Genomic DNA, 23,836 nt, shown 5'->3' with positions numbered 1-23,836 from the left:
CAACCCCAGGCCCTTCGTCTGGACGAAGACCGCCGACGAGATCTTCGAACGCCTCACCGGATATCTAAACCGAATCAAAGACTCAGGACACTAGGGAGTGGGTTGCACGCCTTAGTTATGTGGGGGTGAGGCCCGAATGTTTCACGGCATCTGACTGCGGTCGCTGTCGTGAGTGAAGAACAGAGTTCCCCTGCCGCCGCTGCTCCGGTGTGCGAGCGGGAGTCGTGCGACAACCCGTTGACTCCGTCCCGGGGGGCGACTCCCCGCAAGTACTGCTCGCAGTCCTGTCGGCAGCGCGCCTACGGGGTTGTGACTGGTGGGCTCGCATGTTGGGGTGTCGCGTATTCAGGCTGGGATGCGGGGCTCTATCACTCTGCGTCAACCACTCATGCGGGGTCCCTGGGTCCGCGTTGAAGGCGACGGTGGCATGATCCGGGCCATGGATCAGCTTTCGTACTCGGCTGCATGGCTGTCACGGTGGCATGACGAGATCACAGATGCGGTGAGCTCCATGGTCTTGACGTTCGAGGAGACGAACGGCTACGAGCCGGGCACGAATGAAGTCCGGACCGCCAGTAAAGAGGATCTTCGGGCTGTCCATGACGATGGCCGGGAACTTCAGGGATTTGAGGATCTGTTGACGTTCTACGAGTCGATCGGGGAGGTCGTGCTGCCAGACGTGGGCAACGGCTTCTTCGTCCACTCGGCGTGCGATGTCCTGCACCGCCTCGCGGAGGAAGGGCCGGTCTCCCTCTCGGAAGCGGACGACCCTCACGGGATGGTGATCGCTTCGAATGGTGGGGGCATCCTCTATGTCGCAGACCGGGGCGGCGCGATCCACCGGTCTCGGACCGCGTCCCTGGACAGTGCAGAGTTCGACAAGGTCGCCGACAATCTGCCGCAGTTCCTTGAGCACGTCCGCCGCTGCGTCGTCCGTTTCGTGGAAACGGGCGAGACCGGAGATTTGTAGCGATCACCGGCTGTGGTCGCCAGGGGCGTATCGGCTCCAGGTTCCGCCGGCTTCGGTAACAAGCCGTGTGGCGGTCTTGTCGTGGTAGCCGAGTGCCTTCGCGATGACGGGGGCCGGGGCCTGGAGGGTGGCACTGTTCAACCAGGCGGTGGGCTGGCTGCGCCGTCACCGGGTGCTGCTGCCTAGGGTGTCGGTGCTGGCCCGGCAGGTGTCGGAGGCGCGGAAGGTCGCGGAGAAGCGGCTGCACGCCACGGTCGCGGGCGCCGCGCGGCGGGCGGACCCGGCGCTGCCCGGCGACTTGGTGGCGGCGCTGAAGACGCCGGAGGGCTCTCGGAGCTGGAGCGGCTGCGCCGGCCGCCGACGCGGACGACGGGCACCGCGTTCGCCCGCGCGCTGGAGCGGGTGGACGAGATCGGCGCGTACCGGCTCGGTCGGCTGAAGTTGTCGCAGATCCCGCCGAACCGGATGGCGGCGCTGGCCCAGTACGCGCTGGGGTCGACGGCGCCACTGCTGGAGCGGGCGTCGGAGCCGAAGCGCACGGCGATGCTCACCGCGGTGATGCGGCACCTGGAGGCTGCATGCTGAAGGTTGCCGGGTCCCTGGTCACCAACCAGGTCCGTGCCTACGGCCTGTTGCGCATGTTCGGACGCGAGGGGCGCCCGACTCCGCTGGGTGCGGCGTTCGCGGAGTACGGGCGGATTGCCAAGACTGAGCACCTGCTGCGGGTGGTCGATCCGGTCGACGGCGCCTACCGGAGGCAGATGAATCGGCAGCTCACCGTGCAGGAGTCCCGCCACAAGCTGGCCCGGGACGTGTGCCACGGCAAGCGCGGCACCATCCACCAGGCGTACCGGGACGGCATGGAGGACCAGCTCGGCTCGCTCGGCCTGGTCCTCAACGCCATCGTGCTCTGGGCGACCCGTTACATCGACGCCGCCGTCGCCCAGCTCCAGGCCGAGGACCGCGAGATCCGCGAGATCCGCGAGATCCGCGAGGAGGACATCACCCGGCTCTCCCCGCTCAAGCACCGCAACCTGAACCTGCTCGGCCGCTACAGCTTCACCGCCTCGCCCCCGGCCGCCGGCGCCCTGCGCCCGCTGAGCGACGCGGACGCGCTCGACCTGGACGAGGACGACGACGGCGCGGACTGAACGCCCGCATCGGCTGACGCGGGCATATCGGGTGGCCGGATGCTCGGAAATCGCAAGCGCCGGTAGGGGAGCTGATGTCAGGCTGCCTGATACGTCTGACTAAACCTTGATTGATGCGGCCGTCCTGGCGGCCTGCTCGATCTTCGCGCGGTAGGCTGCACGGGCTTCCTCGTCGATCTGCTTCTCGTGTTCGGCGCGCAGCCCGGTCCGGCCGTCGAGGCCCTCGCGCAGGATATCGGCGTGCCCGGCATGCCGGATGGTCTCGCTGAGGACATGGGCCATGATGGCGAACAGGTTCGTGTTGGGATGAGGCTCCGTCCACCACGGCACGTGGCCGGGGGCGTCGAGGGGAAGCTCGTTGATCGTCGCGTCCGAGTGTTCCCACGTGCGCCGGTAGAACCCGATGATCTGATCGCGGGTCTCGTCCTCGGTCGCCCACAGATCGCTACCGTCGGAGTCCTGCCACCGGCACAGCGGTTCCGGGGAAGGGCGGTCGAAGACCTCGCCGAAGTACCTGGCCTCGACGGTGGCCACGTGTTTGACCAGGCCGAGGAGGTTGGTCCCGGTCGCTGTCACAGGTCGACGGACGTCGTATTCGGACAAGCCGTCGAGCTTCCAGAGCAGCGCCTTGCGGTCCCGCCGCAGTCTCCGGTGCAGGTTGTCTTTCGCGAATTCATCGATCATCGGCATGAACCTTTCCATGGGTTGTTCGTGGTCTCAAGATCCCGTACGTGGTCCGCAACGGCTGGCAGAGCCGAGGCTTAGGACTCCTTACACCATGAGCTACCGGGAATGACTGTCTGTCAGAGAGACGTGGGGGTGGCGCGCGTGACGGCTCGCGGCCGACCCGACCTGCGACGGCTGCTGCGCAGGAGAACTACACGCATGCTGTTCGGTGCCGTCCTCTGATCCCGTTGAGTAGGTCGGGACGGGGACCGGGGATGTGGGCGGGTGCCAGGTGAGAATCCAGCCGGCGGTAAGCGCCGCCGCGCCGCCTGCCAGGGCGATTGCGCCGCCTGTTCCGACGCCTGCGGCCACCGAGCCGAAGCAGGCCGGCCCGACGCCCTGAAGCGTCATGCTGCCGGAGCCGAGCAGGCCGAAGGCCTGGCCCTGCCCATCCTGCGGCAGGGCGTCCAGGAACGGCCGTTGCAGGCCGAGACCGTAGGCGAATCCGAAGCCGCAGAACAGCAGCAGACAGGACGAGACGCCCACTCCGGGCTCGGCAGCGAAGCCGACCAGCGGCAGTCCCATCAGCGCAATCAACGGGACCACCAGTCGCTCCCGGGTGGGCGGCCGTAGCAGTCGCCCCACCAGCAGGTCACCGACAAGCATGCCGACCGGCAGACAGCCCATCAGCACCGCGTACCAGCCGGGCGCGAAGTGGCGTCCTCCCGCGTAGGCGACGATCAGGCCTTCCGCGCCCGCTACGAACGCGGGCGGTAGCCACTGGGCCAGCATCAGTCGTCGCACCGTGTGTCCGCGCAGCAGCAGGCCCGCACCGTGCAGGCTTGCCCGGACGGCCCCGCCGTCGCCCCGAGCGCTGCCGGGTGTGCCGCCGAACTCTCCCAGCTGCAGCCGGGGTAGCCGGATGCGGATGGCGAGCGCGCAGCCGAGGTAGAGGGCGGCGCTCACCGCGAGCGCCCGGTGCGGGCCGAGTACCGCGACGACCGCACCTCCCAGCGCCAGACCGAACAATTGCGCGCCGGAGGCAGCGATGTTGTTCAGTGAACGGCCCAGTACATAGGCGTCGCCCTCCAGCCACTGCGCGACCAGCCGACTCGACGCGCCGCTGAACACCGGTGTGGCGAGGGCGACCAGCGCCACGACACCGAGGCTTGCCGCGATCGGCATCCGCACCAGGGCGAGCAGCAAGGCGGCGGCGCACTCCAAGGCGTAGCCGCCGGCGATGAGCGCGCGGGGCGGCAGTTGGTCGGCCAGTGAGCCCAGCAGCAGCGAGCCGAACAACTGCGGGAGAAAGCCGATGCCGAAGGCCAGTGCGCTCAACAGCGCGGAGCCGGTGGACGCGAAGACCAGCACCGAGAACGTGGTGATCCGCAGCGAGTCCGCAGTGATCGCGACGGTGCGGGTGGAGAAGAGCAGCCGGAATCGCGGCTCGGCGAGCACCTCCCGGTAGGTGGCACGGTGGTTGCCCTGCGCGGGTTCGGCGGGTGGGGTCATGGCGCCCAGCCTCGCCGTGCGCCCACGCCACTCACCAATGATTCGTCGCTGGACGAATCGGAACAGACGTCCCGGGGTAGCATGGCCGGGTGCTGCGCTTCGAAGTCTCCGTCGAGGACCTGCTGCGCAGCCGCTTCGCACTGTCGCCCGCGCTGGACCTCTGCTTGCTGCTGCGCTCACTCGCCGGCCAAGATCGGCCGCTGCCGCGAGCATGGGCCGCCCGGCTCATGCCGGCCTTTGAACGGCTTCGCCGCGAGACCGAACTGGACGCCGCCCTCGCTCTGCAGACCCCGCAAGGCGGACCGAACTTCGTCGCCCCGCCTCCACGCGGCCTCAACCAGACCTGGGCAGACGACCTGGCCATGATCCGGGCCACACCGCTGGAAGCGGCCCGCCTCGAATTCGCCACCACCGCGACCGGCCCGTCCGCCCGTGATCCCCACGTACGCGCAGTGCTGGACTCGCCGGACGCCGTCTCCAGGATCGCCGAGGCGATGGACCAAGCGTGGCACGAGCTGCTCGCCGCGGACTGGCCGCAACTGCGCGCGATCTGTGAGCGCGATGTCGTGCACCGGGTGGGTGTGATCGGCGAACGCGGCTGGGCCACGACCATCGAGAGCCTGCACCCGGGCATCGCCTGGCGCGCCGGCGGTATCGAGATCGGCTTCTTCCGAGGCGGAACAGTCCGCCTCGCCGGCGACGGGCTCCTGCTGATCCCTTCGGTCTTCGTCGGGCATATCGCCGCCCACCTGGAAGACCCCTGGCCCAGGACCTTGGTCTATCCTGCCCGCGGCACCGCCGCCCTGTGGGGCGAACAGGAGACTGTCCCCCAACCGGACGCGCTGACCGCTCTGGTCGGCCGGGCCCGAGCCCGGCTGCTGGTGGCGCTGGACGCCCCGGCCAGTACCAGCCACCTCGCCCGAAGCCTCGCCATGGCACCCGGCGCGGTAGGAGACCACCTCGCCATCCTGCGAGGCGCGGGGCTGCTCGTCCGCGCCCGGTCCGGACGGTCGGTGCTCTACCGGCGCACCCCGCTCGGCGAGGCACTGGTCGCCGGTTCGGGCTGAGGGCTCAGATCAGCACTTTTTGAGGCGCCGCCAACCGAAAACCGCTGTACCGATGTTCCCCGAGGCCGAATACGAGCGCTGGCACGTCCGCGACTGCACACGCTGCGGCCGGCGGGCAGCCAAGGCCGCCGAGTGGAGCGACGGGCCGATCTGCCGCACCTGCATCGAACGGGCCATGCACACCCGCGGGCAGTGCCCCAACTGCGGCACCACACGGCCCCTTCCCGGCAAGGCCCTGGACGGGACCGCTGTCTGCCGCGACTGCGCCGGCATCACCCGCAACTTCTTCTGCGACCGGTGCGGATTCGAGGGCATGCTGCTGGGCGGACGCCTCTGCGAACGCTGCACGCTCGCCGACCAGCTCGCCGTGCTCCTGGACGACGGCACCGGCCGCATCCAACCCCGCCTGGTGCCCCTGCACGACCTGCTGGTGAAGATGGAGCGGCCCAAGAGCCGCCTGATCTGGCTGAGCAACCCCCAGGTCCCAGCGCTCCTACGCGGCCTCGCCTCCGGACACGTCCCGCTCACCCACGAAGCCCTCCAAGACCTCCCCAACTGGCGAACCGTCGCCTACCTCCGCGACCTGCTGACGAACAGCGGCATCCTCCCCCGCATCGACCGCCGACTCCTGCTCTTCGAGCGATGGCTCGCCGAACGCCTCGCCTCCACCGAGGACCTTGAACATGCCCGCCTCCTCCAGCACTTCGCGCACTGGCACCAGCTCCGCAAGCTCCGGGCCAAGGCCCGCGAAGGGCCCTTGGGCGCCAGCACGACGCAGGAATGCCGACAGCAGATCACCCAGGCCGCAGCCTTCCTCCAGTGGCTCGTCGAACGCGGCGTCCCTCTGGGCGCGGCGACTCAGACGGACCTCGACGCCTGGCATGGGGAGAAGTACGCCACCCGGCGACCAGCACAGCCATTCCTGCGCTGGTGCATGGACACCCGCCGCATGCCCCGCCTCTCCATCCCGAACAGGCCGACGACGAATCCGCACCCCCTCGGCCGGCACCAACGGCTCGCCACCCTGCGACGAGTACTCACCGATGGCAGCTCCGACCCACGCGTCCGGATCGCCGCCTGCCTGGTTCTCCTCTTCGCCCAACCGGTAAGCCGCATCGTCCGCCTGACGACCGACGACGTCCTCCCCCACGTCCTGCTACGGCTCGGTGCCCCTCCCTCGCCGGTGCCGGAACCCGTCGCGACGCTGCTGCTGGGCTACATCACCGCCCTGCCCGGCAGAACAGCCGCAGTGAACGCGGAGTCCCGCTGGCTCTTCCCCGGCCGCCGGGCGAATCAGCCGATGCACCCGGGCACCCTGCGGGACGGACTGCGCGGACTCGGCGTTCCCCTCTAGCGCGCCCGGACCTCATCGATCCGTCACCTCGTCCTCCAAGCCCCGGCCCCCGTCATCGCCAAGGCCCTCGGTTACCACGACAAGACCGCGACCCGTCTGGTCACCGAGGCCGGAGGCACCTGGAGCCGATACGCCCCCGGCGATCACGAACGGCGCCGATGACGGACAATGCCGGGATGACCCGACCCAGAATCCGTGTCGCCGCATACGTGATCTGGCATCGCTCAGCCCCCGAGCTGCTGGTCTTCGACCACGTCGGTATGCCAGAGGCCGGCACCCAGGTCCCGGCGGGAGGAGTCAAATCAGGCGAAGGACCGGAAGAAGCAGCCCTTCGAGAGGTCGCCGAGGAAACCGGCCTGCTGACAGCCACAGTGGTCCGGCAGATCGCCGTGGAGGACAAGCCTCACCCCGACACGGGACAGCCACGACGAACCAGCTTCTTCCACCTCCAGGCACCCGCAGACACCCCCGATGAGTGGGAACACCACGTCCACGGCGACGGAGACGATGCTGGCCTCACCTTCGCCTGCCGGTTCCTCCCACTTCCCTTGAAGCAACCACTGGCCGACGATCAAGACGCATGGCTGGGCCGCATCGACCCCCGCTGGACCACCGTTACCGGCAACAGTCAGTAATCAGCCGTCGAACCTGCACGCTGAATACGCGACACCTCAACATGCGAGCCCACCAGTCTCAATCCCCTATTCGGCAACGTGAGGATTTCGGCTCCGTCCTCGGTGATGGCGATCGTGTGCTCACTGTGTGCCGTCCGGCAGCCCGTCGCGCTTCGGAGCGTCCACCCGTCGGCGTCGGTGACGAGTTCGGCGGTGTCCGCCATGACCCACGGCTCCAGTGCCAGCAGCAGCCCGGGGCGCAGTTTGTATCCACGGCCGGGCCGTCCGGTGTTCGCAACGTGCGGGTCCTGGTGCATCGTTGATCCGATGCCATGTCCTCCGAACTCGGTGTTGATCGCGTATCCGGCCTGACTGAGGACGGTGCCGATGGCATGGGAGATGTCGCCGATGCGAGCTCCGGGGCCGGCGGCGGCGATCCCTGCGGCCAGTGCGCGCTCGGTTGCGCTGATCATCGCGACGCTCTCCGGGGGCTGCGCGTCGCCCACGATGAAGCTGATGGCGGCGTCTGCAGCGACTCCGCGTTTGGAGACGGCAAGGTCGAGTGTGAGCAGATCGCCGTCGGCGAGCGTGTAGTCGTAGGGCCGTCCGTGGAGCACGGCGTCGTTGACGGCCGTGCAGATGTAGTGGCCGAACGGGCCGCGTCCGAAGGATGGCGCGTAGTCGACGTAGCAGGACAGCGCTCCCGCCTCGGCGATCATGGTCTTGGCCCACCGGTCGATGTCCAGGAGGTTCGTGCCGACCGCGCTACGGCCCTTCAGTGCATAGAGGATGTCTGCGACCAGGGCGCCTGTGTCTTTTGCTCGGGTCAGCATGGTGGGGTTCAGGATCTCGATCATGCGCCGCTTTCCTCACGGAACCAATAACTATACCGGCCATACTATACCGGTATTAAAATGGGGACTGTCACTCACTCCCACAGAAGTCGCACGCGGACAGCGCCTCGGCGCCCTCCTGCGTCGGGCCCGGGGAGAACGCTCGATGCTCGAGATCGCGCTCGACGCACGTGTCTCACCGGAGACACTCAGGAAGATCGAGTCGGGACGAGTAGCCACCGTTCCTAGCCAGTGTGCGTGAGTGAGTCCTGGACCCACTGTTGCGTACCGGGCGCATCCCGAACGGTGTTGGATGCGCTGGGTTCCCGCGTTCGCGTCCCGTTCGGTGACGGCCCTCCGGGGGGCCGGTCCGTTGCGGGTGGGCGGGTACCCTCACGCCCCCGGCCACCTGGTCCGGCCTGGACGGTCCGATGCCCCGCACGATCACTCCGGTCGTGCGGGGGCGGTGCCGTCCGACGCCGGACCGGGTGCCCGAGGGCGCGTCGCCCGATCGCGACACCGGCGGCATCGTGACGGGACATCTTTCGATGCGCGGTGGTCAGCGGCTTCTGCCAGTGCTGGGCACCCCACAAAGTGGTGTAGGCGGGATCGACCGCGACAATGCTCAGGCCCTGTTCGGCGGCCATCGACACCAGCCGGGCCTTCAGTTTCCCCGTCGGGATACCGGAGATCAGCTGCCGGAACCGCTTCCGGCGGCCGTGCTTCTCCCGGGTCTTCTCCGTGGCGAAGTCGAGATCTTCGATCCCGATCGCCGCGACACCGACCTGCCTGGCCCAGTAGATCAGCCGGGTCAGGGCGTGGCGGATCTGCGCGTCGCGGTGACCGGCCGAACCGGACAGGTCGTAAGGGAAGCGGCGCGGGTCACCGACTGGATTGCCGTGCCGGTCGAGCCGGTAGGCGGCGAAGTGGTCGGCGTTGGTGTCGACGCCGATCATGCCCCGGGCGCGGGCGGCCTCCAGCGGGATGGTCTTCACGACGGGCCGTTGCCAGGACGCGGTGAGGTACCAGCGGCCGCGCCGGGTGTCGAGGTGGATGCGGTAGGCGACGGCCCGGTTCGCTTCGATGCGGTCGGCCCACTCCGCACCCCGGTGCGCGAAGCCGATCCGGGAGGTGAGGACATACCGGCCGTGCCCGGCGTTGGCCAGGTGCGCGAGCGGAGCAGGCAGCCTGATGCTGACCTCGCCGTCCGGGGTCACGCGGATCGTCTCGTTCCCGAACCGCTTCCCCGACTCACCGTCCGCAGCGATGAACCAGCGCCCCGCCTCCCACCGTTGCCGCCACTGGCCTTCGATGAGCCCGGCCTCGGCGAGGTGGTGGCGGGTGTTCAGCAGACGTCTGCCGCCCCGCACCACCCGCACCCGCCCGGCCTGCCACTCAGCGACAACGGCCGCATGCCGCGCCTCCAGTGCCGCGAGACGGCGGGACTTGCGGAACCACTCGCCCTTGGAGCGGTAGCCACCCGCCGCCCGATTGGTGCCCTTCTCCCCGATCGGGAGGGACAGGCGGTGCCGCAGCATGTTGATCCCGGCTGCCAGCGTCTGGATGTGCGCTGCCTGGCAACGCCGGGCCAGCGCCCACTGATCGTGCGTGGCCTTGGTGATCGCACCCGCGATCCGCGACGACGACTCCTTCGTCAGCTCCCGCTTACGCGCCGCCCACGTCTGAGCGCTGTGCTCCAGACCGTCCGCACAGCGCGCCTTGAGGTCACGGGAAGCCAGACGGCCCTGATGCTCACCGACCGCACGCAGCACCGTCTCGTCCCGGGGAGTGAGGTGCTTGAGACGGTCCCGGACCGCCACCCCGCAAGGCCCCGGCACCACGAAGGGCACGGCCAACTCCCGCATACCACCCACCACATCACCCCGCCCTCAAAGGCCAGCCACCCGCTGTCCAGCCCAACGAGCAGCAACTGCCAAGGTCACCCATTCGACCACAGAACCCCCGTTCCCACCCCCACAAACCCACCGACCGGACTCACTCCCGCACACCACCACTCACTTCAGCTCAGCAAACCGACAGCAGCTCACAACCCCTGCCTTCCCAACCATCGCACTGATCGCCGATGTCCTCGGCTTCTCCCCCGATGCGGTGCGGGCCGAGATCAGCCAGTCCGGCTACGGCGTCAGACCGGTGAATGCTGGTCACAGCGCAAGTACACACGGAGGTGTCGGCGGTCAGCAGGCGGGTGACCCGGCGAAGCAGGTCGGCGCTCTTGCGCAGCCGCTTGTTGTAGCCGGACTGCTTGGGTAAGCACGGGAAGAAATGCCGCAGGTGGGAACGGGCGCGGCGAAGCCACCTGGCCTCAGAGGTGAAGCCCAGCATGGCCCGCATCATCGCCAGTGTGACCAGCTCGGCGTCGGTGAGCTACGGGGCGATCCCCACGGCCGGCCGCCATGGTGCGAGATGCGGAGACGCCTTCAGCAGGTCGTCGGTCTTCACTTGGAGTGCGGTCGCGAGGGTGTCCAACTCTGTCTTCACACAGTGCCGTTGGACGCCCTCGTCCTATGCGCGCTGCCGATCTCTATGGAGCTGACCGGTCTAAGCTCCGAGCATGCGAGATGACACGACAGCTCTGGTCTGGAAAGGCATCAATTACGACACCGGCACCAACTACGCTGAAAGCGGCCTGTCACGCAAGCCCCTGCCCAGCGGCCTGATCCGTCAGCACATGGCGGTCATCCGAAACGATCTGAACTGCACCTCGGTCAACCTCTTCGGCACCGACATCAGGCGGCTGACCGAGACCGCCGGTGCCGCCCTCGACCTGGGGTTGCACGTCAGCCTGCAGCCCCGACTCATAGAAGCCGAGCCGGACGCGATGCTGCACCACCTCGCTGCAGCCGCCACGGCCGCCGAAGAACTGCGGGAGCAGTACGGCCGGGTCACCCTCAATGTGGGCTGCGAGCTGACGGTCTTCGGCTCCGGAATCATCCCCGGCGGCACTCACGCGGACCGGTCCGCCAAGCTGGCCGACCCGCAGTGGTGGCCGCGTTTACCGGAGTTCAACGAGAAGCTGAACGACCTACTCGGACGCGCTCGTGATGTGGCCCGGGCGCACTTCGGCGGCCACCTGACCTACGGAGCAGGTCTGTGGGAGGACGTGGACTGGGACGGCTTCGACATGGTGGGGCTGAATTACTACCGGATGGCCTACAACGACGCCGACTACGCCACCAACCTCCGGCGATTCCATCAACACGGCAAGCCCATAGTGATCACCGAGTTCGGCTGCTGCTCCTTTGACGGCGCCGCCGAGATGGGCCCGGCCGGTTACGGCATCATCGACTGGACGGCCAATCCTCCCAGACTGGCAGGCTCATTCACCCGCAATGAGCAGGTACAGGCGGATTATCTGTCACAACAACTGGAGCTCTTCGCGGCCGAGAGGGTCTACGGGGCGTACGTGTTCGAGTTCATCGCGCCGAAGCCCCACTCACCCGACGCGCGCTACGACTTGGACATGGCCAGCTTCGGCGTGGTCAAGGCGATCGGGGACAGCTGGGAGCCGAAAGCAGCGTTCCACGAACTGGCCAGGATCTACAGGCGACTTCGCGATCTTTAGAAGCTTGCGATCAGCGCCATGGCGTGGCTGATCGGGACGGTGTGCGTAACCCAGGCGGATCCGCTGAAGAGGTGGAGGAGAAAGGACGTCGGTTCTGGAAGGTAGTTGGGCACGCCGCCGCGCAGGGCGAGGCCGCTCTGGAGGTGGGTGCTGGGGGCGGTGGCCAGGACGCTTCCCGCGAAAGCGGCGGTGATGGGGCGGTGTACGTGGCCCGCCAGGACTCTCGCGACGTTGTCGTGCCGAGCGAGTACGGCGACCAAGTCCTCGGCGTCGTCCAGGCGCATCCCGTCGAGGAACGGGATGCCGACCGCTACGGGCGGATGGTGTAGGCACACGACGGCCGGGGTTTCCGGCCTGCGGGCGAGGATTCCGTCGAGCCACTCCAGTTGCGAGGCGCCGAGGTGGCCGCCGGGCGCGTGCGGCACCTTCGAGTCCAGGACAACGAGGGTGAATGCGGGGTAGTCCACCGCGTAGTGCGCCTGCGTCCCATCACCCACGAAGCGCGTGTCGGCGAACTCGGCCAGCAGCCCTTTGGGGTCGTCGTGATTGCCGACTGCCAGGTGCAGCGGAAGCGGGAAATGCTGGATGACCTCCCGCAGCGCCCGGTACTCCTCCGGGCTGCCACGGTCGGTCAGGTCCCCGGTGATCACCACGCAGTCAGGCTGTGGGTCGAGCATGAGAACCCGCCCCAGTGCCCGGTGCAGCCCCTCCACAGGAGACCCGGCCAGAGGTCCGGTCGTGATGTGTGGATCGCTGAGATGCGCAATGGAAGCGGTCATCCTGGAACGCTCCAACACCTCGGCGGTCGTGGCAATCGATCACGCTCAGGGCGTACTGCCCACACGGGTCATCACGGGCCATCACGGTGGTTACGCCCTGGCGGCTTCGTGATCTATTGCGCCGGCTACTCGTTCGGGCCAACGAAGGAGGCAGACGCGAAGAGGCGGGGTCCTCAGCAGGCGCGCGGCGTACTTTGCACCGTGGGTCACAGACAGGAGACCGAGGGGCCTTTCACGAGCGACCACCTCTGAAACGTCCCGCCAGTCCACCCATGCGGCTCTGACGCCGACCTTGCCGCAACCAGGGCCGGACCCCTTGCAAAATATATAGACCGGTCTATTCTTCAGTCATGGTTGGAACCAAGGGAGCCGAGACCAGCTTGCGGCTGGCGGAGTCGATGCTGGAACTGATCCAGCGGCACGGATACAGCGGCACGGGACTCAACACGGTGGTCGAGCACGCAGGCGCCCCGAAAGGGTCGCTCTACTTCCACTTCCCCCAGGGGAAGGAAGCCCTCGGAGAGAAGGCCGTCGAACTCGCGGCCGCGCGATTCGGCTCTCTCGTAGCCGAATCGGCGCTGGGGTCGGCCACGCCGGGCGAGGTGCTCGGCCATGTGATCGACGAACTGGCCGGGATGCTCGACGACAGCGGCTTCCAGCTGGGATGCCCGGTCTCGGTGGTGACGCTGGAGATGGGTGCGCAGAGCGAACGGCTGCGAGATGCCTGCGCCAATGCCTTCGAGTCGTGGATCGCACCGGTGAGTGAGCTGCTCATCGCGCACGGCCGTCCTCGTCCCGTCGCCCGTGCCCTGGCGACAGCTGTGGTCAGCATGGTGGAGGGAGCGGTGATCGTATCGCGTGCCCAGCAGTCCACCGAGCCGCTGCACTGCGCCGCCCAGGCGCTCGCCGTACTGCTGGAACAGGGTTCGGAGGCCTCGGCATGAGCCTGAAGGGCCGGCACGCACTGGTATTGGGCGCGAGCGGCTTCATCGGCCGCCACGTGGTGCTCGCGCTCGGCCAGGCCGGCGTTCGAGTGAGTACGGCCAGCCGGAGCCATGAGTCCTTCCAGCGGCTGGCCCGGTGGCTGGCTGGGCATGGGCACGACCAGGTCCCGGCCGACCTCCGGGTCGATTTCACCAAGGCGTCGCTGATCGAGGGCGAGTGCGACGACATCACCGAGATCTACAACTGCGCCGGTGCCTACCGGTTCGGGATGTCGGTGGACGAGGCCCGTAGTGCCAATGTTGACAGCGTCCGCGCGGTCGTCGCGTTCGCGGCGCGACTGCCGAACCTGCACCGCCTGGTTCAGGTCTCCGGGTACCGCGTGGGCGGGCAGGACCCCGCACCGTGGAGCGAAGAGTACCGACGTGAAACCTACCGGGCGCTGGGCGTCTACGAGGCGTCCCGGGTCGAGGCGGACGCCGTTTTCCAGAACGTGGCAGCGCAGTTGGGCGTTCCCTGGTCCATCGTCAATCCGGCCAGCGTCATCGGTGACAGCGCCACCGGGGAGTCCGACCAGTACCTCGGGCTCGCCTCCAGTGTGGAAGACCTCTGGCAGGGCTCACTTCCCGCGTTACCGGGCAATGGGCAGACGTTCGTCCCCGTGGTCGCGGCCGACTACCTCGCCCGGTTCATGACCCTGCTGCCGATGGACGCGGCCACCCAGCGCACCGCGTACTGGCCGCTGGATGACGACACACCCGCGCTGCCCGACCTGCTCACGCTCATAGCGGAGCACTACGGCGTCAAGGCACCCCGGACACGGGTTCCGGTGCCCCTGCTCAAGCGGCTTCCCCGCTGGCTCACCAAGGCCGATCCGGAGACCCTGACGTTCCTGTCGACCGACCGCTACCCGACCGATTCGGCCCATGCCTTCGCCGCCCGGCACCGGCTGACCATGCCGGACACCGCCACGACGATCCGCCGCTGGGCCGACCACCTGGCAGCCCACCGCTTCGGCGACGCCCCCGCAGATGACAGACGGTTCACCAAGCCGGGCGGAATACGGACGTTCGAACTGGGCGATGCGGGTGCACCCACGGTGGTGTTGCCCGGCCTGCCGGTCAACGCCGACACCTGGGCGCCGGTCGTCGCAGCGGTCGGACACGCCCGCGCCGTCGACCTGCCCGGCCTGGGCATGAGCACCGGGCGCCCTGACGACTGGCCTTCCTGGCTGACCGCACTGGTGACCGAGACCGGTGCCCGTCACCTGGTGGGCCACTCCATCGGCGCCGCGGCCGCCGTCGAGGCCGCGACCGCCCACCCCCACGCGGTGGATCAACTCACGCTCGTATCACCGTTCTTCCTGCAGGCGCAGCCGCCCCGCACCGCCAAGTGGACGCCCCTGACCCGCCGGCACCTGAGCCGGACAACTCCCACGGCACTGGCCGAGCGACTGACCAACGCCACGGGCCACGCGACCGCGCTCCGATCGGCTGTCGCGGATCTTCGCCGCGGCACCATCGCGGCCACCACCGCCCGGCTCCTGGCCGCCACCGCGAACTCACAGTGGCGCGCAGACCTCCGGGCCAAGCTGCAGCACTACCCAGGGCGCGTCCACATCATCTTGGGCTCCCACGATCCGCTCACCGTTGAGGGACAGTCCCTGCTGGACGCCCTCCCGCACGCCACCGTGACAGTGATTGCCGGCGCGGGGCACCATCCCCAACTGACACACCCGGAAGAAGTCGCTCAGGCCATCGGTGAGCAGATCGCCTCCCCCGGCCCGCAGGGAGAAGGTGGCGTCAGGGCGGTACACGAACGTCCGCGGTGACGAGGGCTGTGTTGTCGGGGACTGCCATTTGCGATCACGGGGCGTGTCTGCCGTGGAGGCGTACGTCCGCGTACGGCCTCGTCCACCAATGGCGTCCATGACCTCCTGCACCTTCACGTCGCCCCGGTCGAGGCGGCGGGCAGCGGTGGCGACGGCTAACTCGTGCCCGGCCGGGGGCGAAGCGGCAACCTGGCCGCCGGACGAGAAGTCGGGCGACCCGAGAGGGCTGCTCGGATACTGTCGCTGCGGAGGTGAAGGCATGTCCTGGCCGTCTGTGATCATTCTTGCTCCCGCGGAGCGACGTCCGTCGCTTGACGGGCGAATCCGTTCCTTTGAGCTAGTGCCGGATCCTGTGACGGGCGACGAAAGGCTCTACTGGCAGGGGCACTCGTACTACCTGGACCTCTCAGGCGGGATTCTGGCGGACTATGAGCCGGACGAGCTTGAGCAGGTGACAACCCGGATCGGCGAGCCGTACGGGGTCTATGTCTCGTGCGAGTCCATGAACGCGGCCCGGGTCTTCCTTCGCCACGTTCTCGATGGCTTCGACGGCCTCATCGACACCAACCATTACGAGATCCTGCCGGCGAATGAGTTTCTCGCGCTGGTGGACCGTCACCCGGAGTGGGACTGGCGTCGCCAGCCGAGCACAGACCTGCGGTAGCGCACTTTCCACCCGCGGGCCCAGATGAGGATGGCAGCGAGGTGGAGTGCGGCCCGCCTGTGCCTGGGGTCTGCTGCCGTGGCGAAGGCTTCGGGTCGCCGGATCCAGCCTCTGCGTCGATTCCGTCCTGATCCGCGGATCCCGACTTCCTGTCTTGGTCCCCCACAGCGACTCCCCCGAGTAGCTTCCGTTGATCCCGGCGCTTGAGGAAGATACGGCACCCTGCGGGAACCTCCCAGAGCGTGCTTCGAGCGTGCACTGCGCGTCCATCAGATCTCCACGGGCCCCATCAGGGCATCGCCAATGCCCGCCCGGTGCACCCCTTGCCGACGCCGATCAGCCATCCGGAGCGGATCACCCAACTCGGCATACGACGCGCCAACGACTCGGCGGCATCCTCCACGAGTACCAACATGTCGCCTGAACAGGTCGTATGAGGTTTTCGGCAAGCGCAATTCCCGGCGGCCCCTGCCGTCCCGGTCTGCACCTCGTGATGTCGGCGCCCCCACCCATAATCTGAATCACCGAACACATATTCAGGAGGCCTGCTCGTGCCCGCGCTTCATGACTTCACCACCTGGCAACCCCTGCTGCGCCTGTTGTACGCCGCCCACGCGGAAACGCTCACCGCACCCGGCTGGCATGTGGCGGGGCAGATCAGTCCCGGAGCATGGAGTGTTCCGCTGCCGTTCCGGCCGCCGCAGCCGGGGCGTGCCTCACAGGTCTCCGACAACCAGGAGCAGTTCGACGCCGTGGGCCAGATCGTCGAAGCACTCAAGGAGAACGGGAGCGACGGTGTCTCCTTCGTCCTGGAGGCCACTTCTGCTCCCAGCGATGTCCGGCTGCATCTGATCAGCCTGGGCTCTTCCGCGGAGCCGGGTGTCGCGACCGCGCACCCGGGCACGCTTCTTCTCGCGGACGGGGCACTACCCGAGCCGGCACGCCGCCTGCCCGAGCCGGTGCCGGGCGTAGTGCCGGCTCCGTCCGCGGATGTGGAACTGCTGCAGCACACTCTTCGCGAACGGCTCCCGGACGCGGTAGGCGCCTCCGACGAAGAGATCGCAGCGGTCGAGGCGCGTCTGGGCGTGCCGCTGCCCACCGAGTTGAGGGCCCTGTACCAGGTCGTCCGGAGCCGGTACGAGGACTGGGACGACTACCGGGATCCGTACGACATCGTCGGCTGCGAGCTCTTTCCTCTCGACGAGGTGTACGTCGCCGACGCGGCTTCCCGGCATGTGCTGTGGAAGTTCGGCGCCACGGAGGCGGTGGAGACGGGGCCGGAGGACGCCGTGCAGGGGCTTGTCGGCTCGCCGGGCTGGATCGTCTTCGGTGACAACGGCGGCGGAGACCGTATCGCCATCGACCTCACACCGGGTCCGGACGGGCACGTCGGGCAGGTGATCATCATCAGTCACGAGGAGAACATCGGTGCCGGGCTGGTCACCGACTCCCTCACCGACATGGTCGTCCACCGTCACTTCGACGGCCGGCCGGTCAGAAGAACCGAACGGCCGCCACTCGTCGCCTACGTCAATCACGCCTCCGTCCCCAGCATCGAGGCTGCCGCCCACCCTGGCCTGGAGGTCCTCAGTCTCGGGGTCTGGGAGAAGGAGCCCCTCAGCCTCGCCCCCGTCTTCGGCCTGCCGCGCCTGCGGACCCTCTCCGCCTATCCCGGTACTCTCGCCGATCCCTGTGAGATCGCCCGGCTCACCCACCTTGAGTATTTGGAACTCCCACCCGCGGAGTGGCGCGTCCTCCTCGATGCGGGGGCTGTGCCCACCGAGCTTCTCGCCGCAGGCATCGAGGCCCACCGGCAGCAGGACAACCCGTTGCAGACCATCGCCCTCGCCAACGAGATCCTCGCCCTGTACGGTCGGCCGCCGATCGCCGACATCACGGTGCTGGAGGGAGCGATCTCATAACAGGGGCCGTTCCAGGAGAGGCAGAAGCTGCAGCAGATCGTGCGCCGGGGCAGCACCAGTTCGGTGCGCTTCCGACGCGCGATGATGCTGCTGGCGTCGGCCGGCGGGAACCGGGTCCTGGTGATCGCTCAGCTGGTGCAGGCCGACGAGGACACGGTGCGGGATGTAATCCACCGGTTCAATGAGATCGGCCTGGCCTGTCTGGACCCTCGGTGGGCGGGAGGCTGTCCCCGCCTGCTCAGTCCTGACGAAGAGGACTTCGTCGTCCAGACGGCCACCACCCGCCGACCAAGCTCGGCCAGCCCATCACTTGCTGGTCCATTCGCAAACTGCTGGCCTACCTGCGGAAAGTCCATGGACGGGTCATCCGCATCGGCCGCGAGGCGTTACGCCGTCTGCTCGCCCGCCGCGGCATCACCTTCCAGCGCACCAAGACGTGGAAGGAGTCCCCGGACCCCGACCGCGAGGCAAGGCTGGACCGGATCGAGGAGGTCCTGGACCGCTTCCCGGACCGGGTGTTCACATTCGACGAGTTCGGCCCGCTCGGCATCCGCCCCGCCGGCGGTGCGGGCTGGGCCCCGCCAGTCGCCCCGAGCGGCACCCGGCGACCTACGACCGCACCCACGGCGTCAGGTACTTCCACGGCTGCTATTCGGTCGGCAACGACACGCTCTGGGGCATCAACCGCCGGAAGAAGGGTGCCGCAAACACACGGGCCGCGCTCAGGTCGATCCGGGCCGCCCGACCGGACGGCGCCCCGCTCTACGTCATCCTGGACAACCTGTCCGCCCACAAGGGCGAGACGATCCGCCGCTGGGCGAAGAAGAACCGCGTCGAGCTGGGCTTCACCCCGGCATACGCGTCCTGGGCCAACCGAATCGAGGCGCACTTCGGACCGCTGAGGCAGTTCACTATCGCCAACTCCAACCACCGCAACCACACCGTGCAGACCCGGGCCCTGCACGCCTATCTGCGCTGGCGCAACGCGAATGCCCGTCACCCCGACGTGCTGGCAGCCCAGCGCCGCGAGCGCGCTCGCATCCGCAGCGAGAAGGGCGGACGTCCTCTCGCCGATGCCGCTTGGCCGGCCCGGCGACCTTGCCCGGCCGCGTCCTAGCAGTAGCCGTCCACCCTGGCGCCGGCTGGAGCGAAGTTGGGCCAGGGATGCCCTGCTCTGTCGGAGGCAGCGGACCGTAGGAGGTCAAGAAGAGTGCATCCTGGGTAGCCCCGAAAACTCGCGTAGGTGCCCCGGTAGTAGCAGCTCCAATAGCTCACGACCCGCCGTTGAGTGCGCGCGAAGAAGGCAGGGTTATCCACGATGAACTGCCCGTAGGCGAGGTGGCCGCAGGTGCCGGGCGTGGCGAGATCACGGAGCTCATCGCAGATGACGACCAGGATCTCCAAGACGTACTCGCCAACCAGCTGCACGACGAAGGGGACGACCCATGGGTCCGTGGAACCAACGACCTTCTCCAGGTGACGCTGTCTGACCACCCCGTCGCAGTGCCTTGAGTACAGGCAGTGCAGAAGCTGCCGTTGGCGCGACGAAAGCGACGCCACCGCGTCAGTTGGCGGCTCGTCGTTGTAGAGGCGCCCGGGGATCAAAACTTGCTGGCCCTCTACAGCGACCGAGAACGAGGCATGCGGCTGGTGTCGAGAATCAGGCATCACCGCCAGGACTGCCTCGGCATCGCTTGCAAGCTCGGCTGGGAACGCCGTGATCAACGGATTGCTGCTATCGGAAAGCGGCTGCACGAGCCGAGCATAGGCGGACGCCTCGGCCAGGTAGCTGGCATCAATGGCCCCACACCCGCTCAACCCGGCGAAGGTATGCGGTCAGAGCACTAGCGGGGCAGGTGGCCCAACACGGCACGGAACCTTTCCCGCCCTGCCGTGACGCTCGCGTCCGGTTCGAGCCGATGCGGGCTGCGCTGGGAATGCGACCAACCGAGGACCGTACTGAGCTGGGTCCGCAACTCCCACTCCGCCCGGCTCCTGGCCGACCTCGCCGCCGCCGAACGAACGCCGACCCACGAGGCCTTGGACGGCGTTGCCCGCGACGTGGGCCGCGGCGACACCCAGACCATCGACTACCTGCGCGGCATCCTGGTCACCTACCAAGTGCTGCCCGAACGGGACGAACTCGTGGCCCACATCGAACGCCACCTCGCCCGGACCGTGAAGCGCCACCCCGAACACGCCCTGCTCCTGTCCTCCTACGTCCGCTGGTCGCTGCTGCCCCGCGCCCGCAAGGCGAGCCCGCGGCCCGCGGGATCGAACCACCGCATCCGCTGGGCCTACACCCGGATCAACACTGCTGTGGCCTTCCTCACCGCCATGCGCGAGCAGGGACTCGGTCTAGCGGACGTCACCCAGCACCAAATCGACGCCTGGCTAGCTGGCGCTCCGAGCACGCGCTACGAGGTCCGCGACTTCGTGGTCTGGGCCGCGCGCCGCGGCCACAGCCACAGCCACCCGCTCCTGGTGCCCCACCGTCCCAAGAAGGATCCGGTCGGCCTCGATGAGGACTCCCACTGGGAGCTCCTCCACCAGTGCCTGACCGACACCGCCCTTCCCCTAGATGTCCGGGCCGCCGGCGCGGTTCTCCTGCTGTTCGGCCAGCAACTTGCCCGCATCGCTTCCGACGCACCACCTCCTTCCGGCTGGGCGGCGAACTCACCGCGCCACTGGCTTTTCCCCGGCACCCGCCCCGGCCAGCACCTGTCCGCCGCCGCACTCGCCCGACGCCTGGCCGCCCACCACATCCCCATCCGGCCGGCCCGCACCACCGTGCTGGTCCAGCTCGCCGGGGACCTGCCGCCAGCCGTCCTCGCACCCCTGCTCGGACTCCACGCCGTCACCGCCGAGCGCCGCGCGGCCACCGACTGGACCGCCTACCTTGAAGCCCGTATGTTCACCCGGGACGGTGGCGCACCGGTGCTGGCTGCCGTCAACCGCAAGGCCGCCCTACCAACCATCGAGTGACGGGCCGATATTGCCCGTACTCGGTCAGGACTTCAAAATGGTGGCTCGTCGGACCACAGATGTGTCGTCGGCACGAGCGGTGACGGGGGGCTCGTGTGCAGGAGGACGGCCAGAGCCTCCTCAACGCGGCCGAGGCCGACGAGGTAGCTGGCGAGGTCATGACTGTTCCTGCGGTCGTGCTGCTGGAGGACGGCAACGGCTTCCTCCGTGCGCCCGGCACCAGCAAGGAGGTGTGCAATGTGCTCCGCCGCGTACCAGGTGTTGCCTTCGGGGTGGGCTCGGGCCCGTTCAACCGCCTCGTCGACCCCACTACAGGCGGCGATCAGCGGCAACCGCATCCAGTACAAATCCCATTCGGCCTCACCCTCGCGCTGGGCGTCAAGGGCGTCGAGGTAGGCCAGGCCGTCGGCGGGGCGACCCTGATCGAGGCACAGCTCGGACAAGGCGTGGTGAATCCAGTCGTCGCTGTGGTGGGCGTCTGCCTGGGCACGCATCACGGCGATCGCCTCTCCACCCCGTCCGTGCCGAGCCAGGAGCCGCGCGAGTTCGTAAGCTGCGTTCGGGTTCCGGGCCGCGGGACCGTCCGCCTGCCCGTATACGACGATCGCGCCCTCCACATCGCCGTCCCCCTCCAGCAGTTCCGCCAGCCGCCGCACGGCCTCCCCGTTTCCGTCGGTCGCCGCGTAGCCGCGCAGTTCCTCGAGCCGGCCGTGCCGAGCCAACAGGTCGGCGAGCTGATCGCGGCTGTTGACCGAGGTGATCTGCCGGCGGCGGAGCAGGGCTATCGCCTCATCGATCCGGCCCTGGCGCTCACGGATCGTCGCGAGCAGGCCGAGCGCCGTGTCCGGCTCGAGGCCGCGGCAGCACCACGGGCCGTCGCAGCAGTGGTCGACCCGGATCCGGCCGACGAGCAGCACGGCGGCCTCCTCGTCGCGACCGGCCACGGAGGCAACGTCGACCATAGCGGTGGCGAGCACCCAGTCGTCGACGTGCGGCACGAGTAGGTTGAACGCCTCCCCGGCGCGGCCGTGCCGGGCGATCAGGCGCGTGTAGGTCTCCAAAGCCATCGGGTGCCCGGCCTCCATGCGGGTCCGGGTGATCTCGATTGCCTCGTCGATACGGCCCCAGCCCTCGAGCAACTCGGCCGCGGCAACAACAGCCGTCCACCAGCCCGTCGCCACGTACGGGGCGAGCGCCTCCAACGCTTCGGTCTCTCGGCCCTGCTCACCCAGCACCCGTGCCCACGCCAGCGCGCAGAACCACTCCCCGCGTCCGGCCTGCAACTCCACCACGTCGGCATGGCCTCGTTCGAGCAGCCGCGAGACCAGCTCCGGCGGGATGCAGCTGGACCGCGTTCGGGCCTGGTAGTCAAGATCAGTAGCGTCCACGGCCAAGCACCATAGCGTTCGCCCCTGACACCAGGCCGGCACCACCGACAGATTCGAATACAGCACAGTTGGAATGACGCTCCCCGCCAGTCGGTGCCTTGAAGTGGGATGCCGACCGTCGCGAGCAATACGCCAACGACCTCGACGCTGAGCGCTCCTTGGTTGCCGTCACTGCGAAGACGAACCGGCCCAAGGCCGACCGGGATCCGGCCGAGTGGCTGCCGCTGGCCGCCTCCGCGCAGTGCACCTACGGCGCCGACTGGGTCGGGACGAAGCTCCGCTGGAAGCTCACCGCGGACGACAAGGAGCGGGCCGCGCTCGAGAAGCTTGCCAAAGGCTGCTCCGACACGGTGGTGAAGTACGAGCCCGCTTCCTAGCTGGCAGTCGGGCGTGGCACCCTCACCGCAGCCGGACCACGGTGAGGGTCCCGTGCCGGCCCGATCCGGCCAGCACCTCCACGACCATGTCGGTTTCCACCCGCGTGTACGTCTCCCCCTGCGCCCTGCGGTCTCCCACCACGGTCGAACTGGTCAGGGCAGACCCGATACGTGCCGCGAGAGGGGGCTCCAGCCGGGCCGGCAACCGGACCGGAACGCCCTCGTCCCCCATCGCGAGGGCGAGGTGATGCGGCCGAAGCCTCGGTCCCATGAACCCGACCACCAGGGCGTCGACCGTGTCCGCGTGCCACTGGCGAAGTGCCGGTATTCGAGAGTTGCAGTATTCGCCCGCAGGGTGGGTAGGACGTCGTCAGCCGGCTCCCGCGAGGCGGCTTCATCTGGCACCGGTTGGTGAAGATCAGAAACACGACCACTCCCTCTGGGAAATGGGGTCTTCGCAGCTGTCCACGCTGCCCTCGGCCCACTCGCGTGCGACAAGGGGTGCGGTCATAGCGCTTCGCGAGGAAGCAGGTGCGGGCCCTGGCCGTGGTAGGCGCTGATCAGGGCCTCAAGTCGGCGGACGCACGGCTGGCAGCAGTAGAACGGGGCGTCCCCCTGCTCCAGGCTCTGCACAGGGCCGAGCCACAGAACGGGTACGTCGGGCACGTCGCAGCGCCAGCAGTGGCCGGTTATCCACGTCCGGTGCACCGCCCGGCTATCCATCCTTGATGCCGAGGACCAGTGCGGAAAGCAGCGCGGCGAGCGTGACCACGTAGAGGATCTGGCCGAGGCGTTCATTCACCAGGCACCCCCGGTATCGAGGCGAGATCGGCAATGCCGCCTGCTGCGAGCAGCACAGCGATAAAGAGGAGAAACCCGAAGCAGCTCGGCTGTGCGAGCACACGGAGGCACCCCGGTCGGTCAGTCACCAGGCAGTCGTCCACCCTGATGTCGATGTCGTGCTGATCCACTTCTAGCCGTTCCTCATCCACGATTCTCTGATTGCCTGAACATGGCGTGGGCCGTCCATCCAGGTCAGGGAGGCAGTTGTCCCGCCCCCACCCCGACCACCGCCGGCCTCGGGTGCGGGCGTGCCCCGCCCACGATCGATCGGCGAAACGACCGCGGGCGGGAGTCATTGGGAGCGCGCCGGCACATCGGCGAACTCGTCCAGGTCGACCGTGCAGTCCGAGAGGCC

The 23,836-nt window shown here is 68.3% G+C and carries 22 protein-coding genes and 4 pseudogenes; 16 read left to right on the top strand and 10 right to left on the bottom strand.

From position 1 onward, the window contains the following. Positions 1-439 precede the first annotated feature (439 nt). The 4 genes and pseudogenes from ACFU8W_RS48775 to ACFU8W_RS48760 form a co-directional block, all read left to right on the top strand. Positions 440-970 (top strand): hypothetical protein, encoded by a 531-nt coding sequence (locus ACFU8W_RS48775; RefSeq protein WP_384052320.1) that lies wholly within the window; start codon positions 440-442, stop codon positions 968-970. A 127-nt stretch (positions 971-1,097) separates the two neighbouring features. Continuing rightward, complete coding sequence (locus ACFU8W_RS48770; protein WP_384052319.1) at positions 1,098-1,409, top strand: hypothetical protein; 312 nt, start codon at positions 1,098-1,100, stop codon at positions 1,407-1,409. Continuing rightward, the gene (locus tag ACFU8W_RS48765) at positions 1,373-1,555 is read left to right on the top strand and encodes a hypothetical protein (RefSeq protein WP_384052318.1); all 183 of its coding nucleotides are present in this window, start codon (positions 1,373-1,375) and stop codon (positions 1,553-1,555) included. The genes ACFU8W_RS48770 and ACFU8W_RS48765 overlap by 37 nt, the downstream gene beginning before the upstream one ends. Continuing rightward, positions 1,549-2,121 (top strand): annotated as a pseudogene (locus ACFU8W_RS48760) (Tn3 family transposase); the annotation flags it as partial. The gene ACFU8W_RS48765 and the pseudogene ACFU8W_RS48760, both read left to right, overlap by 7 nt. 99 nt (positions 2,122-2,220) lie before the next feature. Here the strand turns inward: ACFU8W_RS48760 and ACFU8W_RS48755 are convergent. Together ACFU8W_RS48755 and ACFU8W_RS48750 are read right to left on the bottom strand one after the other, a co-directional pair. Next, positions 2,221-2,805 carry a DinB family protein gene (locus ACFU8W_RS48755; protein ID WP_384052317.1) on the bottom strand — a complete coding sequence of 195 codons (585 nt, stop codon included), beginning with the start codon at positions 2,803-2,805 and terminating at the stop codon, positions 2,221-2,223. A gap of 99 nt (positions 2,806-2,904) precedes the next feature. Further along, on the bottom strand, positions 2,905-4,299 hold the full coding sequence (locus tag ACFU8W_RS48750; RefSeq protein ID WP_384052316.1) for an MFS transporter: 1,395 nt from the start codon (positions 4,297-4,299) through the stop codon (positions 2,905-2,907). Between the two features lie 89 nt (positions 4,300-4,388). Between ACFU8W_RS48750 and ACFU8W_RS48745 the strand changes: the two genes are divergently transcribed. The 3 genes from ACFU8W_RS48745 to ACFU8W_RS48735 all read left to right on the top strand — a co-directional run bounded on the left by ACFU8W_RS48745 (position 4,389) and on the right by ACFU8W_RS48735 (position 7,355). After that, positions 4,389-5,366, top strand: coding sequence for an ArsR/SmtB family transcription factor (locus ACFU8W_RS48745; protein ID WP_384052315.1), 978 nt, complete (start codon positions 4,389-4,391; stop codon positions 5,364-5,366). A gap of 52 nt (positions 5,367-5,418) precedes the next feature. After that, positions 5,419-6,720 carry a hypothetical protein gene (locus tag ACFU8W_RS48740; RefSeq protein ID WP_384052314.1) on the top strand — a complete coding sequence of 434 codons (1,302 nt, stop codon included), beginning with the start codon at positions 5,419-5,421 and terminating at the stop codon, positions 6,718-6,720. Positions 6,721-6,896: 176 nt separating this feature from the next. Beyond that, positions 6,897-7,355, top strand: coding sequence for an NUDIX domain-containing protein (locus ACFU8W_RS48735; protein ID WP_384052313.1), 459 nt, complete (start codon positions 6,897-6,899; stop codon positions 7,353-7,355). Here ACFU8W_RS48735 and map read toward each other — a convergent pair. Next, positions 7,349-8,191, bottom strand: a complete 843-nt coding sequence (gene map, locus ACFU8W_RS48730; RefSeq protein ID WP_384052312.1) for a type I methionyl aminopeptidase — start codon at positions 8,189-8,191, stop codon at positions 7,349-7,351. The two genes, ACFU8W_RS48735 and map, sit on opposite strands and share 7 nt — an antisense overlap. 64 nt (positions 8,192-8,255) lie before the next feature. Between map and ACFU8W_RS48725 the strand changes: the two are divergent. Further along, positions 8,256-8,408 (top strand): annotated as a pseudogene (locus ACFU8W_RS48725) (transcriptional regulator); the annotation flags it as partial. A 4-nt stretch (positions 8,409-8,412) separates the two neighbouring features. Here the strand turns inward: ACFU8W_RS48725 and ACFU8W_RS48720 are convergent. After that, positions 8,413-10,032, bottom strand: coding sequence for an IS200/IS605 family accessory protein TnpB-related protein (locus tag ACFU8W_RS48720; protein WP_384052311.1), 1,620 nt, complete (start codon positions 10,030-10,032; stop codon positions 8,413-8,415). 160 nt (positions 10,033-10,192) lie between these two features. Continuing rightward, on the bottom strand, positions 10,193-10,510 hold the full coding sequence (locus ACFU8W_RS48715; RefSeq protein WP_384052310.1) for a hypothetical protein: 318 nt from the start codon (positions 10,508-10,510) through the stop codon (positions 10,193-10,195). A 229-nt stretch (positions 10,511-10,739) separates the two neighbouring features. On the opposite strand from ACFU8W_RS48715, the gene ACFU8W_RS48710 reads away from it, so the two are divergent. Further along, positions 10,740-11,750 (top strand): abortive infection protein, encoded by a 1,011-nt coding sequence (locus ACFU8W_RS48710; RefSeq protein ID WP_384052309.1) that lies wholly within the window; start codon positions 10,740-10,742, stop codon positions 11,748-11,750. Here the strand turns inward: ACFU8W_RS48710 and ACFU8W_RS48705 are convergent. Continuing rightward, positions 11,747-12,529 carry a phosphodiesterase gene (locus ACFU8W_RS48705; protein ID WP_384052308.1) on the bottom strand — a complete coding sequence of 261 codons (783 nt, stop codon included), beginning with the start codon at positions 12,527-12,529 and terminating at the stop codon, positions 11,747-11,749. The two genes, ACFU8W_RS48710 and ACFU8W_RS48705, sit on opposite strands and share 4 nt — an antisense overlap. Before the next feature lie 350 nt (positions 12,530-12,879). Here ACFU8W_RS48705 and ACFU8W_RS48700 point away from each other — a divergent pair, with 350 nt between their 5' ends. The 5 genes and pseudogenes from ACFU8W_RS48700 (at position 12,880) to ACFU8W_RS48680 (ending at position 19,005) form a co-directional block, all read left to right on the top strand. Further along, positions 12,880-13,473, top strand: coding sequence for a TetR/AcrR family transcriptional regulator (locus ACFU8W_RS48700; RefSeq protein WP_384052307.1), 594 nt, complete (start codon positions 12,880-12,882; stop codon positions 13,471-13,473). Beyond that, positions 13,470-15,302 (top strand): alpha/beta fold hydrolase, encoded by a 1,833-nt coding sequence (locus ACFU8W_RS48695; protein WP_384052306.1) that lies wholly within the window; start codon positions 13,470-13,472, stop codon positions 15,300-15,302. Before ACFU8W_RS48700 ends, ACFU8W_RS48695 begins: the two co-directional genes overlap by 4 nt. A gap of 340 nt (positions 15,303-15,642) precedes the next feature. Then, the gene (locus tag ACFU8W_RS48690) at positions 15,643-15,966 is read left to right on the top strand and encodes a hypothetical protein (RefSeq protein ID WP_384052305.1); all 324 of its coding nucleotides are present in this window, start codon (positions 15,643-15,645) and stop codon (positions 15,964-15,966) included. Positions 15,967-16,517: 551 nt separating this feature from the next. Continuing rightward, positions 16,518-17,888 carry an SMI1/KNR4 family protein gene (locus ACFU8W_RS48685; RefSeq protein ID WP_384052304.1) on the top strand — a complete coding sequence of 457 codons (1,371 nt, stop codon included), beginning with the start codon at positions 16,518-16,520 and terminating at the stop codon, positions 17,886-17,888. Positions 17,889-17,969: 81 nt separating this feature from the next. Then, a pseudogene (locus ACFU8W_RS48680) lies at positions 17,970-19,005 on the top strand (IS630 family transposase). On the opposite strand, the gene ACFU8W_RS48675 reads toward ACFU8W_RS48680, so the two are convergent. Then, on the bottom strand, positions 19,002-19,643 hold the full coding sequence (locus ACFU8W_RS48675) for a hypothetical protein (RefSeq protein ID WP_384052303.1): 642 nt from the start codon (positions 19,641-19,643) through the stop codon (positions 19,002-19,004). The pseudogene ACFU8W_RS48680 and the gene ACFU8W_RS48675 overlap by 4 nt on opposite strands. Before the next feature lie 138 nt (positions 19,644-19,781). Between ACFU8W_RS48675 and ACFU8W_RS48670 the strand changes: the two genes are divergently transcribed. Then, positions 19,782-20,873, top strand: coding sequence for a hypothetical protein (locus ACFU8W_RS48670; protein WP_384052302.1), 1,092 nt, complete (start codon positions 19,782-19,784; stop codon positions 20,871-20,873). A gap of 32 nt (positions 20,874-20,905) precedes the next feature. Here the strand turns inward: ACFU8W_RS48670 and ACFU8W_RS48665 are convergent, their stop codons facing one another. Continuing rightward, positions 20,906-22,261, bottom strand: a complete 1,356-nt coding sequence (locus ACFU8W_RS48665; protein WP_384052301.1) for a tetratricopeptide repeat protein — start codon at positions 22,259-22,261, stop codon at positions 20,906-20,908. 92 nt (positions 22,262-22,353) lie between these two features. Between ACFU8W_RS48665 and ACFU8W_RS48660 the strand changes: the two are divergent. Beyond that, positions 22,354-22,638: pseudogene (locus ACFU8W_RS48660) on the top strand (HNH endonuclease); the annotation flags it as partial. Positions 22,639-22,660: 22 nt separating this feature from the next. Here the strand turns inward: ACFU8W_RS48660 and ACFU8W_RS48655 are convergent. Together ACFU8W_RS48655 and ACFU8W_RS48650 are read right to left on the bottom strand one after the other, a co-directional pair. Then, positions 22,661-22,909, bottom strand: coding sequence for a hypothetical protein (locus ACFU8W_RS48655; RefSeq protein ID WP_384052300.1), 249 nt, complete (start codon positions 22,907-22,909; stop codon positions 22,661-22,663). Between the two features lie 523 nt (positions 22,910-23,432). Further along, complete coding sequence (locus ACFU8W_RS48650; RefSeq protein ID WP_384052299.1) at positions 23,433-23,609, bottom strand: hypothetical protein; 177 nt, start codon at positions 23,607-23,609, stop codon at positions 23,433-23,435. Positions 23,610-23,836 lie beyond the last annotated feature (227 nt).

Source organism: Streptomyces sp. NPDC057565 (assembly GCF_042801455.1).
GTDB lineage: Bacteria > Actinomycetota > Actinomycetes > Streptomycetales > Streptomycetaceae > Streptomyces > Streptomyces yanii.
This window is presented reverse-complemented; position numbering and strand designations above follow the sequence as displayed.